Source organism: Aeromonas enteropelogenes (assembly GCF_000819845.1).
In the GTDB taxonomy this organism is placed as follows: Bacteria; Pseudomonadota; Gammaproteobacteria; order Enterobacterales; family Aeromonadaceae; genus Aeromonas; species Aeromonas enteropelogenes.
The window spans coordinates 114386-127422 of record NZ_CDCG01000043.1 but is presented as its reverse complement, the minus strand read 5'-3'; the positions used below and the strand labels follow the sequence as shown (position 1 = coordinate 127422).

Sequence of the window (13037 nt, the reverse complement as noted above, 5' to 3'; positions counted from 1 at the left end):
GGTGGGCTCGTCAAACAGCATCAGCTCGGGCTGCATGCAGAGGGAACGGGCAATGGCTACCCGCTGCTGCTGGCCGCCCGAGAGCTGGTGGGGATACTTGTCGGCCTGGGCCTGGATGCGCACCCGCTCCAGCAGCGTCAGGGCCCGCGCCTTGGCCTCGGCCGGGCGCAGCCCCAGGGTGTGCACCGGCGCCACCATCAGGTTTTCCAGCACCGTCATGTGGGGAAAGAGGTTGAACTGCTGGAACACCATGCCGACCCGTCCTTGCAGCCGGCGCAGATAGGCGGGGGTAACGGGCTCGCCAAACAGGAACAGCTGGCCGCCGTCGATCTTCTCCAGGCCGTTGATGGTGCGGATCAAGGTTGATTTGCCGGAGCCAGACGGGCCGCAGATCACCCACTTCTCACCCCGTTCAATGGTGAGATCGATCTGGTGGAGGGCCTGAAAATCGCCATAGCGTTTGTTGACGCCACAAAAACGGACGCAAGGGGGCGTGCTGGTCAATGAATCGGTTCCATTGAGAGTCGTTGATGCCATGGTATTGATTTTGTGGGGACATGACAAAGAAAACCCCCTTGTCAGCGCCCTGATGGCTGTTCACAATGGCGCCATTTTTCGATGGCAGGAGTCTCTCATGCGTATTACATCCTTGCTGGCCTCGCCGGGGCTACACCTCTTGATGCCGCCGGTGGCCCGTTATCGCCTCGTTATCCTGTTGCTGTGGCTGGTGAGCTGGGGCGTGGTGGCCGCCTCTGTATGGTATGGCCGGGAGGCCATGGCCCTGATCCACTGGGTGGGACTGATCTTTGGCGGTATCACGGGCCTCATGGTGTCGCTGCCCCGCAGCTGGCAGCCCTGGCGCATGGCGGAACTGGGCTGGGACGACGCTCATCTCTATCTGCTCAACGGCCCGAAGGACAAGGCGCTGGCGCTGCCTCGCGATCGGCTGGTGGCCTTCGAGCGGGAGCGGCGGGTCGGCCATGATGGCCAGTGGCTCGACTTCAGTCTGGATCTACTGTTGAGCGAGCAGGAGCTGGCCGAGGCCATGGCGCTGCTGGATCTCAGGCAGGAGTCGCTCCATCTGGTGAGCCATGGTGTCTACCGTTTCGGGTTCAAACGCGCATGGCACGGCCGGCGCGCTCTGGCCCGACAACTGGCGACGCTGCAGCCGGGCTGAATCGACTATTTTCTCGACAATCCCGGACAAAGCTCGGATACTGCCAGTGACTCGAATTGATCTTGTCTGCATGTTCGCCCAAGAGATCAATCACTTGGGCCACTGTGCGGGGAAGGCCATGGCATGAAGCCCTGGCAGGTCCGGCATAGGGGTTGTGCCCTTACCGTTATGCCGGGAATTGCATAGAGAAGGCACCTTGAATCGAGAGTGGATGGCATGAAGATTTACGTAGGTAATCTGTCGTACCGGATGACGGCCGACGAACTGAAGACCCTGTTCAGCCAGTTTGGGCAGGTCGACAAGGTTGATATCATCATCGACCGCGATACCGGCCAGTCAAAGGGGTTTGGCTTTATTGAAATGCCGGTTAACGGAGAGGCCGAGAAGGCCATCGCCGACCTGCACGGCACTGAAGTCGCTGGCCGTACCATCACAGTCAACCAGGCCAAGCCGAAGACAGATGCCCCCCGTCGGCCGCAGCAACGCCATCGCTAAGGTGTTTCAATAACGCAAAACGGCATGGGATCTCCCATGCCGTTTTTGTTTCTGCGCTAGTTGGCGTCGGTCTGCCCACTCAGGGCACGTCGTAGCCCAGCGCCGCCTTGCGAATGCGGAACCACTGCTGGCGGTTGAGGGTGATGGACTCCGAGGCCACGGCGGCGGCAATCCGCTCCCGCTTGCCGGAGCCTATCAGCGGCAACGGCTGGCTTGGCAGCATCATCACCCAGGCGTAGACCACCTGCTCGATGGTCTGGGCGCCCACCTCCTGGCGGATCTGCTCGAGCTCGCCCCGCAGACCCTCGCAGGCCGGATCGCTGAACAGTCGGCCGCCACCGAGGCAGGACCAGGCCATCGGCTTGATCCCGAGCAGCTGGCACTGATCCAGAGAGCCATCCAGCGTTCCCTCCTGATGGAGCGGCGAGATCTCCAGCTGATTGGTGACCAGCGGGAAGGGCAGACGGGATTGCAGCAGCTCGAACTGGCGGGCTGTGAAGTTGGAGACCCCGGCATGCTTGATCTTGCCCGCCTGCTTGAGGGTGATAAAGGCATCCGCCACTTCGTCTGCGTTCATCAGGGGATCAGGGCGGTGGATCAGCAGCAGATCCAGATGGTCGGTGCCGAGCTTTTGCAGCGAAGCCTCGGCGCTGGCGATGATGTGCCCCTTGCCGGTGTTGTAATGATTGAGAGCGTGCTCAGGGTTGGCAGTGAGGGCGATGCCGCACTTGCTGACGATTTCCATCCGATCGCGCAAGGAAGGCTCAAGGCGCAGGGCCTCGCCGAAGGCCGCCTCGCACTGGTAGCCGCCGTAGATGTCGGCGTGATCTATGGTGCTCACCCCCAGATCCAGATGGTATTTCATCAGATCGAGCAGGGCGGTGGGGGAGAGCTGCCACTCCATCAGGCGCCAGTAACCCATGATGAGGCGTGAGAAAGTGGGGCCTTGCGGATGCAGGGCAACGCGGGATACAGACATGCATGACTCCTTGGCAAAACAGGAAGTAAAAAAGGGGCTGCCGGCATCTTGGCCTGATGAGAGGGACAAAGCAATAATGGCGCCAGGCAAGATTCGAACTTTGGTTCTGACAGGGGGATAGCTCAGGTGGAAGGGTTTGCCGAACGGTTGCAGAGTCTGATCGGGGAGATGAGCGTGAGCGCCTTTGCCCGCAAGGTGGGGTTGAGCGAGGCGCTGATCCGCAAATACCTGAAAGGGGCCGAGCCCGGGCTGGCGCGGGCCAACCAGATAGCGATGGGGGCCAACTGTTCGCTGGAGTGGCTGGCCACCGGGTGCGGATACCTCTACCGTCAGGCGGAGGTGGTGGACAGGGAAGCCTTGGGGGCGGCGCAGCTGCTGCTCGAGGAGCAGCGCAGCGGGCTGACTTTGCCCGACGAGGAGGCGCTGGTGATCCTGCTCGCCTACTACCAGTTTTTACGTACCCATAAAAAGGCGGACGGTTATCTCGATCTGGCGCTGGCGCGGGAGTTTGGCCGCCATCTGGGGGAGGCCTGACGGCGCGCGTATTACCATTTAGTCGGGTCACCACGGTCTGATTATTCTGATACGCTCTAAGCAAGTGAACGGTCCAGGGAACGGGCAATGAGTTACTTGATCCTCGGGAGTGGTGCGCTGGGCTCTGCGCTGGCAAGAGAGCTGATGAACAGGGGGGAATCCTTTCTGCTGGCGGGTCGCAGCTGCCCGGCCGGGATCGACCCCGGGGCCTGCTTCCCCATGCTGGAAGTGGACGAGCTTTCGTTCAACGCCCTCTTTACCCTCTACGACACCGAGCCGCTCCCCCGGGTGGTCATCAACACCATTGGCTTGCTGCATGGTCTCGATTTCATGCCGGAGCAGCGGGTGGAGCAGGTTCATCCCAAATGGCTGTGTGACAGCCTGCTGGCCAATGCTTGGCCGACCCTGGCCCTGGCGGCCCATTTCAGCCGTATGATGAACCCGCAACATCCATTGTGGCTCTGCGCCATCTCCGATATCGCAGGCTCCATCGGTGCCAACGAACAGGGGGCGCGCTATAGCTACCGGATGAGCAAGGCGGCCCTCGACATGGGGGTGAAGAACCTGGCACTGGAGTGGGCAAGACGCTTCCCGCAGGCCGGGGTGATCGCCGTGGCCCCCGGCCTGATGGACTCCCCGATGAACAACCCCTTCCTGGACGAGCTGCCAGACACATCGCTGCAAGCCCCTGCCGAGGTGGCGGGCAAGTTGCTGGTTCTTATCGATAAACTTGCGTTGAGCCAGTCCGGCCAGCTGATCGATCTCGATGGACAGCCGCTGCCCTGGTAGCGGTGCGGCAGACCTCCATACGCTTCACAATATGATCATGTCATCCTTGCCAAGGAGGGGTGGCATGGCTACCGTCATCCCTCTGCCTAGGAGGGATCTCATGCGCTATATCGATTTACGAAGTGATACGGTTACCCAGCCCACCGACGCCATGCGCCAGGTCATGCTTCATGCCGACGTTGGCGATGATGTCTATGGTGAGGATCCGAGCGTCAATGCACTGGAGGCCTATGGTGCCCGTTTGCTGGGTAAGCAGGCGGCGCTGTTTGTGCCCTCCGGCACCATGTCCAACCTGCTGGCGGTGATGAGCCATTGCCAGCGCGGCGAAGGGGCCATCTTGGGGAGCGCAGCCCATATCTATCGTTACGAGGCTCAGGGGAGCGCCGTGCTGGGGTCGGTCGCGTTGCAACCTCTGCCCATGCAGCCGGATGGTACCCTGGCGCTGGCGGATATCGAGGGAGCGCTGGTACCCGACGATGCCCATTTTGTCCAGACCCGGCTCATCTGCCTCGAAAATACCCACAATGGCAAGGTCTTGCCGCTTTCCTATCTGCAGCAGATGGGCGCCTTCGTCGCCGAGCGGGGATTGAAGCTCCATCTGGACGGAGCCCGCCTGTTCAATGCCGCCATCGCCAGCGAGACCCTGGTCGACACGCTGGCCGCGCCGTTTGACAGCATTTCGATCTGCCTCTCCAAGGGGCTGGGGGCGCCGGTGGGCTCCTTGCTGGTCGGAGAGCAGGAGTTTATCGCCCGCGCCAGACGGCTGCGCAAGATGCTGGGGGGCGGCATGCGCCAGGCGGGGATCCTGGCTCAGGCCGGCCTGTTCGCCCTGGAGCAGCATGTGCACCGGCTGGCTGACGATCACCGCCGTGCCCGTCGTCTGGCCGAAGGGCTGGCCGTCTTGCCCGGTATCGAGCTGGATCTTGCCCAGGTGCAGAGCAACATGGTGTTCCTGCGCCTGAAAAACGGGGAGTCTCAGGCGCTCCTTGCCTTTATGAAGGAGCGTGGGATCCTCTTCTCCGGCTACGGCGAGCTGCGGTTGGTGACCCATCTGCAGATCAATGATGACGATATCGAAGAGGTGATCGACGCCTTTACCGAGTATCTGGGGGCGTGAGAAACATGGATAAACAATCAGGGCGCCGCGGCGCCCTGATTGTTTTGTATGTCGATTGAGGTGGCATCAGCCCTGGCGCTGCCCTGTCATCAGCATGGCTTCGTCGGTGGCGTCGTAGATCATCACGGCGATATGGGTCACCTGGCCGCCAAAATCCGCCAGCGGCACCAGGGTCAGGTTCTGGAACATATGGGGGGCCGAGCCCGTGATGGGGCGGTAGTTGGAGAAGCGCAGCAGATAGGGCTTCTGCTCCCAGGTGCTGAAGGCCCGGTTGTTGAGCTTGAATACCATGTTGGCCTTGCGCTCGAACCAGGCTCTGTCCACATCGGGGAAGAGGTTGAACAACACGCCATCGCGCACCTCACCCGCCAACCGGCCGCTGTGGCTCTCCATGAAGCCGTTCCACACCTGTACCTTGTACTCCTTGTCGAGCACTACCAGGCCGACGTCCAGGTTCTGGACTATGTTCATCAGCCAATGAAATTCACGGATCTCCATGGTCACTCCTAGAGCATGTGCATGATTTTGTTGTTCATGGTGGCGATGGAATCTTCGGTAAACAGCAGCAGCAGATCACACTGCACCGCGTAGTCCTGGATCCGGTAGTTGATCTCGATGGCCAGGGTGCGGCGCCAGCGGCTCTTGTTGGTGTTGATGAGCTCGTTGATGGGCCTGTGCTGGCCGAGTACCACGGGGTGGCCCTGGCTGAAGGGGGTATCGAGCTGGCTGGCGTAACCGCGCAGAAAGGCGCCGATCAGCACGTTGGCGGTATCCATCAAGAGCTCCAGCTCGGCGGTGCGATCCAGCGCACCCTGGTGATTCATCAGGCGCGCCAGATCCTTGAAGCTGGAGTCGTGGAACAGGAGCAGGGCTTCACCGGCGATCCCGGCCCCGATAAAGCCCTGGCAGACGGCGGAGAGAGTATCCGAATCGGCTGCGGCCGAGAGGGCCATGTGCAGCTCGGAGACCTCCAGCACGTTGACGTTGGGAATGGGCAGCACCACGAAGGCGTTGAGCAGCCGGGCCAGCAGATCGGCGGCCTGGCCCATGGATACGTTGGCGAGCTCCTGATAGACGTCGCGGATCTCCGGGGTAATCTTGACGCCGGCATCGGCCAGCTCGCTCTCGGGCTGTGTTGCTGCGACGGGCTGACCGCCGGGGGCGCTATGCCAGAAGCCATGTTGCTTGAGCAGGGCGCACAGGGTTTCCGGCGATGCGGGCTTTTTGATGAAATCGAGGGCACCCAGACCCATGACCTTCTGGTAGGCTTCGGGCTGGATATCACCGGAGACCACGAACACCTTGCTGCGAAGCCCCTCCCGTTGAAGGGTCTCCAGCACGCCATAGCCATCCATCTCCGGCATGGTGAGATCGAGGAAGATGAGATCTCCATGTCCCATCAATACCTGCTCTATCCCTTCAAGACCGTTGGCGGCGTAGTGCAGGTTGACGTTCCAGTCGGCGGGGAGTGCCCGCGCCAGCTGTTTGCGGGCAAACCCCGAGTCATCACATATCAATACATTCATGGTGCGTGGCAGGCTCTGTTGGCAAGTATTGCTATTAGTGTTGCCCGCTAACGCTCAGATGCAATGGGGGAGGGCATTTGCCTGTGAAAATTGATTGTCCCACTGCCGGTTGCGATAGCGTGCCGAGTATTTTTCAACAAATTCTGCAAACATGTTAACACGCAGCGGGGCGAACTGATGTTGGCAGTGCAGCATGTAGAGGGGCCGGTTGCCGGTTTGCCAGTCGGGCAGTACCGGCACCAGCTGCTCATCGTGGAGAAAACTGGCCACGTAGTGCAGTGGAGCATTGACGATCCCAAGATGCCGTCTGGCCGCCCTGACGGCTGCCTGGGTCTGGTTGACCGTCAACCTGGCAGGACGCTTGATGCAAACGTGCTGGCCATCCTTGTCGGTCAACTGCCAGTGCTGGTGGGGCCAGCAGTAGATGAGATCGTGCTCTTCCAGCTGGTTGGGATGGGCGGGGGTGCCCTTCTTGGCCAGATAGAGGGGGGAGGCAAACAGGCCGTACTCGATATGACCGAGGCAGAGGGCGTTGGGCAAGGATTGGGGCAGTTCGCCGTTGAAGAACACCAGATCCCGATCGTTGTCGAACAGGTGCTGGTGATCATTGGTCTGGGTGATCTCGAACTGCACCTCGGGGTAACGCAGCCCGAATTCGGCCAGCATGTCGACCAGTATGGTATTGGAGATGGCCACGGGGGCCGCCACCCGGATCTGGCCGGTGATCTCTTCCTCCTTGCCCTGGATCTCGCTGGTGGCCTGCTCGATCTGGGCGAGGGGAGTGCACAGGCGCTCATAGTACCTGAGCCCTTCGTCAGTGAGCCGAAGCTTGCGGGTAGAGCGATGGAGCAGGGGGTAACCAAGGTGCTCTTCCAGTTGGGAGATGCGTCGACTGATGGTGCCTGTTGGCATGTCCAGTGCGGCTGCCGCGTGGGAGAATCCCCCTTCTTGCACCACCTTGACGAACAGGTAGAACTCTTCGATGTGTTTCATAAACGCTGTTCTGGGTGTAACAAGGGGGTCACCATAGAAAGAGCCTTTGCCCTTGGCAAGCGCAATTCAGCGTTTAATTGATCTGGGTTCTATTTCTACTGAAACCTCTTTTATAACAGTGCTGCACCTGCACGCAGACTTGTTCGAGACACTTTTTGGCCACTTGTTTAACCGGAACAGCGAGGAGGTGTCTGGTTTCAACGTCGCTGGTATTCGCACCTGCACGGGATCTTGATGGCACTCAACACCGTGAGTATTTGTTCTAATGCGATGGTTTTATGAGCACCATATGTGTGATGCTGATCATATATTTCAAGTTTGGCTGGTAACTGGTCGCAAAGTAGCAGAGTGGTATATCAGAAACTGCTTAAGGAACGGATATTAACCGTATTGCCGTTTTTTTTGCCGCTTTGTCCAGCCAATTGGTTAATTAATGGAAAGTTGGCGGCATAAATTGACAGGAAATTTTTGAATTCAACAGTTTGTCAATTGAAAATATCCTGAAAAAAGTACCAAATTGTTTCAAACAGTGTCAGCTGGCTCACTCTTAGTGGTTGTTTTTGCTGATAAAAAAAGATAAAAATCGATATTGCAATTAACCTGTAATAACTAGGTTCTTGGCTGAGTCCTATTGTCGTTTCAGCATATCGCCATCCGTTGCCGATATCTGAAATGGTATTTTCTGCTCGAGGCCATCTTGATCAAATGTGGGCACAAATTATGTGCACCCGGCATTCGACAGATGGCAGTGTGCGTTGTCTGTTGTTCGGTTAACCAGTGATCATCCAGTATGAATGACCTTGACCAGATGAATACCCTTGACGAACGGTTACTGAAAACGATGGATGTTCTGCATACCCCCATCTGGGTCTATGACATCGAGCATCACCATATTTTCTGGGCCAACAACGCCGCGCTGCCGGTCTGGGAAGCAACTTCCCTGGATGAGCTTCGCGCTCGCGATTTTTCTGCCGACATGGCTACCGCCATCGATCTCCTGTTGCAGCGCTACCTGGGGGATTTCAAGCAGGGGCGCAGCTACAACGAGTGGTGGACCCTCTCTCCCAAGGGGGTCAAAAAGCAGATCTATCTGCGTCTTTCCGGTATCCGGCTGGCGGGTCGTCTGATGATGATGACCGAGGCGGTACTGGACTCCGATTCCCTCTATCAGGAGTCTTCCCTCGCGACCGGGGATACGCTGGCCTGCCTGTTTGACAGCCAGGGCAGCTTCGAGAGCGGCAACTATCACTTCGAGATGTGCTTTGGCCGCAGCATCGAACAGCTTGCCCAGATCTTTCCCGGCAACGATGACAGCTTTTACCAGAAGCTCTCCCGCCTTGATGAAGTGGTCACGGAAGGGGAGTGCCGCACCCTCAAGGGGATGCGCTGGTTCCAGTTTCAATTCCGCTATATCCAGCAGGGAGCGCGGATCCTGCTCACCATGCGGGATATTACCGACCGCAAGCTTGAGGAGCTGGAACATCGCCACCTGGCCTGGCATGACTCCCTGACCGGCCTGCTCAATCGCTATGGGCTGATGAAGTCCCTGGAGGCCTACTGCGGGCTGGGGGAGCGTTTCGCGCTGGTGTTCATGGATCTGGACAACTTCAAGCTGGTCAACGACAACTATGGCCACAAGGCCGGCGATCGCTTGCTGGAACGGGTGGCGGGCAGGCTCAGGCAGATCTGCCCGCGGGATGTGGAGCTGGCCCGTCTCGGCGGGGACGAGTTTACCGCGCTGGTGCCTCTGGGCGGTCAGGCCGATCGGGCCCAGGAGGTAGCCGATCTGATGCTCTCCCAGATGACAAGGCCCCTGCAGCTCAACGGTTTGCCCGAGGTGACCATAGGGGGGAGCATCGGCATCGCCATCTATCCGGATGATGCCGACGATGGCGACAATCTCATCACCCGGGCCGACATGGCCATGTATCAGGCCAAGCAGATGGGGCGGCTGCGCTGGCAGCGCTTTACTCCCAGCATGCAGCAGACCCTGCAACGCAAGCTCAATCTCAAGCAGTTTCTGGCCAAGGCCATCGGCCGCCAGGAGCTGAGCCTCAGTTACCAGCCTCAGGTCGATGTGGCGAAAGGTCGTCTGACCGGTTATGAGGCGCTGCTGCGCTGGCACAGCCCGGTACTGGGCCATGTCTCTCCCATTGAGTTCATCCCCCTGGCCGAGGAGATGGGGCTGATCCGCGAGATTGGCAGCTGGGTGCTCACCACGGCGCTGGCACAGATGGCATCTTGGCAGCGACAATTCCACAAGCGGGTGCCTGTCTCGGTCAATCTTTCGGGTTTCCAGCTCTCCGCCGCCTTGCCGGAACAGGTGGCCCAGCAGCTCGCACTGCACGGGGTCGAGCCTTCGCTATTGACGCTGGAGCTGACGGAGACGGTACTGATGCTCGACATGAAAGGATGCCTCGACATCCTGGATGCCTTGAGCGAGCAGGGGATCAAGATCGCCATCGATGACTTTGGCACAGGCTACTCGTCCCTTGCCTACCTGAACCGGCTTCCCATCGACACCATCAAGCTGGATCGCTCCTTTGTGGTGGGCCTCAATTTGCCGGTGATCCGGGCCACCACCGCCATGGCCACCAGCCTGGGACTGGGGATCATGGCCGAAGGGGTGGAAGAGCCGCACGAACTGGCAGCCTTGAAGGCACAGGGGTGTCATGCCTTCCAGGGCTATCTGTTCAGCAAGCCCCAGACGGTGGCCGAAGTGGAAGCGAGCGACTTCACGGTTGAGTGTCAAATGGGAAGCTACCCACTGGTGGGAATTGCCTCGTTGATTGATTAATGTGCTGTGAATCGTGTTTTTGCAGTTTATAATGTTAAGTTTTTCGCAATTTAGTGCACTTTTTTGCTGTGCGTCATAGGACTTTTTAGCAGAGATTGCTAGCATGCGGCCTCATTTCATGGGAAAGGAGTACCGCAATAATGAGTCAAGCCGAAGTCCATGCCAGTCCGGGCAATCAATCCAACGGCTGGTTGAACCGCTTCCTGAATGGTGTCGAGAAAGCCGGGAACAAATTACCCGACCCCGCCATGCTGTTTCTTTATGCCCTGCTGATCGTCTGGGTCGGCTCCTGGGTGTTGTCGCAATTCCAGTTTGATCTGGTCAATCCCCGCACCGGCGAAGCCGTGGTCGTCAACAACCTGCTGACCGGTGCTGGCCTTGCCGAGTTCCTCTCCAGCATGGTCACCACCTTCACCGGGTTTGCCCCCCTTGGCATCGTGCTGGTCGCCATGCTGGGGGTCGGGGTTGCCGAGCAATCCGGCTTCATCAATACCGGCCTGAAAAAACTGCTGAAAGTGACACCGGCCCGTTTCCTGACCCCCATGCTGATCCTGGTGGCCATCGTCAGCCATACCGCTGCTGATGCGGGTTATGTGCTGGTGATCCCTATCGGCGGCATCATTTTCCACGCTGCCGGTCGTCATCCGCTGGCGGGGATTGCGGCGGCGTTTGCCGGCGTGTCCGGTGGCTTTGCTGCCAACTTCCTGCCCTCCGGTGGTGACGCCCTGCTGCAGGGGTTCACCCAGTCAGCCGCCCAGCTGCTTGACCCCGAGTACATGGTCAACACCCTGTGCAACATCATCTTTACCGGGGCCTCCTCCCTGCTGATCATCTGTGTCGGCTGGTTTGTCACCGAGAAGATCGTGGAGCCGCGCCTCAAGCATGTGCCCCTCAACGACGATCTGGAGAGTGCCGACGAGATGGGGCGATACAGTGCGCAAGAGAGCCGCGCCTTCAACTGGGCCGGATTTGCCATGCTGGCGGCCATCGCGCTGCTGGCCCTGGCGCTCTCGCCAGCGGATTCCCCCCTGCGTGCCGCAGACGGCTCGCTGACCACCTTCGCCGCCCCCGTGATGAAGTCCATCGTGCCGCTCATCTTCCTGCTCTTCATCCTGCCCGGTATCGTCTACGGCTTCGTGGCCGGTACCTTCAAGAGCGGCAAGGACGTAATCGATGCCATGTCGGCCACCATGAACAAGATGGGCTCCTACATGGTGATGGCCTTCTTCTGTGCGCTCTTCATCAAGGCGTTTGGTGATTCCAACCTGGGCACTCTGCTGGCCCTCTCCGGTGCTGAAGTGCTGCACGCTCTGGCGCTGCCGGGTGAAGTGACCATCGTCGGGATGATCCTGCTTACTGCCACCGTCAATCTGGTGGTGGGCTCGGCTTCCGCCAAATGGGCGCTGATCAGCCCGATCCTGGTGCCCATGCTGATGGCTGTCGGGATCTCCCCCGAGCTGACTCAGGCGGCGTACCGGGTGGGGGATTCAGCCTCCAACATCATCACACCCCTGATGGTCTTCTTCCCGCTGGTGGTTGTCTATTGCCAGCGCTATGTGAAGAGCACAGGTATCGGGACCCTGGTCTCCATGATGCTGCCATACTCGCTGGCCTTCCTGGTGAGCTGGACCATCTTCCTGCTGGTCTACTGGGCGCTGGGCTTCCCTCTCGGGTTGCAGGCCCCCTATGTCTATCCGGCCCCTTGATGGGGTGAGTGCGAGGGAGCCTTGGGCTCCCTCGTTTTTTTGGTTATGGTGTTACCTCATTTTGGAGGTGCCATGAATCCGACCATCGATCTCATCCTGTCCCATCGTTCCATTCGCCAGTTCAGCGCCGAGCCGATAGTGCCCGAGCAGCTGGATGCCATCCTCGCCGCCGCGCAATCAGCCGCCAGCTCGAGTTTTCTGCAGGTGACCAGCATTATCCGGGTGACAGAGCCGCAGGCGCGCACCCGGTTGGTTGAGCTTGCCGGCAACCAGCCTTATGTGGCCCAGGCCGCCGAGTTTCTGGTGTTCTGCGCCGACTACTATCGCCATACCCAGATCGTGCCCGATGCCAGAACCGGCTACGCGGAGCAGTTGCTCATCGGTGCCATCGACGGTGCCCTGATGGCGCAAAATGCCCTGCTGGCTGCCCAGTCCCTGGGCTTGGGCGGTGTCTATATCGGCGGTATTCGCAACCATCCGGTCGAGGTGAGCGAACTCCTGGGGTTGCCTCATCAGGTGATCCCGCTGTTTGGTCTCTGTCTGGGCCATCCTGCCCAGCAGCCGGAGCAGAAGCCCCGTTTGCCAAAGGCGCTGGTGGTGCATCAGGATCGCTACCAACAGACGCTGGATCGCGATTTGCTGGCGCAATACGACGAGCAGATCCTGGTCTATTACCAGGCGCGCAGCAGCAATAACAAGCAGCAGACCTGGAGCAGCCAGATCCGCGCCATTCTGGGCAAGGAGTCCCGCCCTTTCATGCTGGGGTTCCTGCAATCCCGGGGCTTTAATCTCAAGTAATCATCCCGCTGGGCGATACTAAGGGGGTGGCCATTTCGGCCAGCCCCCAGATCCTGCCCTGAGACCGGGGACACAGCTTGATGACAAATCGTGGACACGGGGGCTCTGCAGGCTACCTTAAGTAGG

General features: G+C 59.5%; 13 protein-coding genes. 8 read left to right on the top strand and 5 right to left on the bottom strand.

The window, feature by feature from the left end:
* The coding region (locus tag BN1123_RS18765) for an amino acid ABC transporter ATP-binding protein (RefSeq protein WP_042028964.1) at nucleotides 1-537 on the bottom strand (537 nt) is incomplete at its 3' end.
* Nucleotides 538-634: 97 nt separating this feature from the next.
* Between BN1123_RS18765 and BN1123_RS18760 the strand changes: the two genes are divergently transcribed.
* Nucleotides 635-1177, top strand: a complete 543-nt coding sequence (locus tag BN1123_RS18760; RefSeq protein WP_042028957.1) for a hypothetical protein — start codon at nucleotides 635-637, stop codon at nucleotides 1175-1177.
* Nucleotides 1178-1393: 216 nt separating this feature from the next.
* Nucleotides 1394-1672, top strand: coding sequence for an RNA recognition motif domain-containing protein (locus BN1123_RS18755; protein WP_026456734.1), 279 nt, complete (start codon nucleotides 1394-1396; stop codon nucleotides 1670-1672).
* A gap of 79 nt (nucleotides 1673-1751) precedes the next feature.
* Here the strand turns inward: BN1123_RS18755 and BN1123_RS18750 are convergent, their stop codons facing one another.
* On the bottom strand, nucleotides 1752-2651 hold the full coding sequence (locus tag BN1123_RS18750) for an aldo/keto reductase (protein WP_042028955.1): 900 nt from the start codon (nucleotides 2649-2651) through the stop codon (nucleotides 1752-1754).
* A 126-nt stretch (nucleotides 2652-2777) separates the two neighbouring features.
* Between BN1123_RS18750 and BN1123_RS18745 the strand changes: the two genes are divergently transcribed.
* From BN1123_RS18745 to ltaE, 3 genes are all read left to right on the top strand, one after another.
* Nucleotides 2778-3185 carry a transcriptional regulator gene (locus tag BN1123_RS18745; protein WP_042028954.1) on the top strand — a complete coding sequence of 136 codons (408 nt, stop codon included), beginning with the start codon at nucleotides 2778-2780 and terminating at the stop codon, nucleotides 3183-3185.
* 87 nt (nucleotides 3186-3272) lie between these two features.
* Entirely contained in the window at nucleotides 3273-3974 is a 702-nt protein-coding gene (locus BN1123_RS18740) for an SDR family oxidoreductase (protein ID WP_042028953.1), read from the top strand.
* Nucleotides 3975-4074: 100 nt separating this feature from the next.
* Complete coding sequence (gene ltaE / locus BN1123_RS18735) at nucleotides 4075-5091, top strand: low-specificity L-threonine aldolase (protein WP_042028952.1); 1017 nt, start codon at nucleotides 4075-4077, stop codon at nucleotides 5089-5091.
* 66 nt (nucleotides 5092-5157) lie between these two features.
* Here the strand turns inward: ltaE and BN1123_RS18730 are convergent, their stop codons facing one another.
* Genes BN1123_RS18730 through BN1123_RS18720 form a run of 3 tightly spaced genes read right to left on the bottom strand, consistent with a single transcriptional unit; the run spans nucleotide 5158 to nucleotide 7610 of the window.
* Nucleotides 5158-5589, bottom strand: a complete 432-nt coding sequence (locus tag BN1123_RS18730; RefSeq protein ID WP_042028951.1) for a PAS domain-containing protein — start codon at nucleotides 5587-5589, stop codon at nucleotides 5158-5160.
* Between the two features lie 8 nt (nucleotides 5590-5597).
* A complete protein-coding gene (locus BN1123_RS18725) occupies nucleotides 5598-6617 on the bottom strand; it encodes a response regulator (RefSeq protein WP_042028949.1) in 1020 nt (339 codons plus the stop codon).
* A gap of 54 nt (nucleotides 6618-6671) precedes the next feature.
* Nucleotides 6672-7610 (bottom strand): LysR family transcriptional regulator, encoded by a 939-nt coding sequence (locus BN1123_RS18720; RefSeq protein WP_042028948.1) that lies wholly within the window; start codon nucleotides 7608-7610, stop codon nucleotides 6672-6674.
* An 841-nt stretch (nucleotides 7611-8451) separates the two neighbouring features.
* Between BN1123_RS18720 and BN1123_RS18715 the strand changes: the two genes are divergently transcribed.
* The 3 genes from BN1123_RS18715 (at nucleotide 8452) to nfsA (ending at nucleotide 12911) form a co-directional block, all read left to right on the top strand.
* Nucleotides 8452-10407 carry a putative bifunctional diguanylate cyclase/phosphodiesterase gene (locus BN1123_RS18715; RefSeq protein ID WP_042028946.1) on the top strand — a complete coding sequence of 652 codons (1956 nt, stop codon included), beginning with the start codon at nucleotides 8452-8454 and terminating at the stop codon, nucleotides 10405-10407.
* A gap of 140 nt (nucleotides 10408-10547) precedes the next feature.
* Entirely contained in the window at nucleotides 10548-12113 is a 1566-nt protein-coding gene (locus BN1123_RS18710) for an AbgT family transporter (RefSeq protein ID WP_026457802.1), read from the top strand.
* Nucleotides 12114-12185: 72 nt separating this feature from the next.
* Nucleotides 12186-12911, top strand: coding sequence for an oxygen-insensitive NADPH nitroreductase (nfsA, locus tag BN1123_RS18705; protein WP_042028945.1), 726 nt, complete (start codon nucleotides 12186-12188; stop codon nucleotides 12909-12911).
* Nucleotides 12912-13037: the final 126 nt, after the last annotated feature.

Bases quoted from the DNA above. Each gene is read 5' to 3' on its own strand.
- BN1123_RS18760 (WP_042028957.1), top strand. From the start codon at position 635: ATGCGTATTACATCCTTGCTGGCCTCGCCGGGGCTACACCTCTTGATG.
- BN1123_RS18755 (WP_026456734.1), top strand. From the start codon at position 1,394: ATGAAGATTTACGTAGGTAATCTGTCGTACCGGATGACGGCCGACGAA.
- BN1123_RS18750 (WP_042028955.1), bottom strand. From the start codon at position 2,651: ATGTCTGTATCCCGCGTTGCCCTGCATCCGCAAGGCCCCACTTTCTCA.
- BN1123_RS18740 (WP_042028953.1), top strand. From the start codon at position 3,273: ATGAGTTACTTGATCCTCGGGAGTGGTGCGCTGGGCTCTGCGCTGGCA.
- ltaE (WP_042028952.1), top strand. From the start codon at position 4,075: ATGCGCTATATCGATTTACGAAGTGATACGGTTACCCAGCCCACCGAC.
- BN1123_RS18730 (WP_042028951.1), bottom strand. From the start codon at position 5,589: ATGGAGATCCGTGAATTTCATTGGCTGATGAACATAGTCCAGAACCTG.
- BN1123_RS18725 (WP_042028949.1), bottom strand. From the start codon at position 6,617: ATGAATGTATTGATATGTGATGACTCGGGGTTTGCCCGCAAACAGCTG.
- BN1123_RS18720 (WP_042028948.1), bottom strand. From the start codon at position 7,610: ATGAAACACATCGAAGAGTTCTACCTGTTCGTCAAGGTGGTGCAAGAA.
- BN1123_RS18715 (WP_042028946.1), top strand. From the start codon at position 8,452: ATGGATGTTCTGCATACCCCCATCTGGGTCTATGACATCGAGCATCAC.
- BN1123_RS18710 (WP_026457802.1), top strand. From the start codon at position 10,548: ATGAGTCAAGCCGAAGTCCATGCCAGTCCGGGCAATCAATCCAACGGC.
- nfsA (WP_042028945.1), top strand. From the start codon at position 12,186: ATGAATCCGACCATCGATCTCATCCTGTCCCATCGTTCCATTCGCCAG.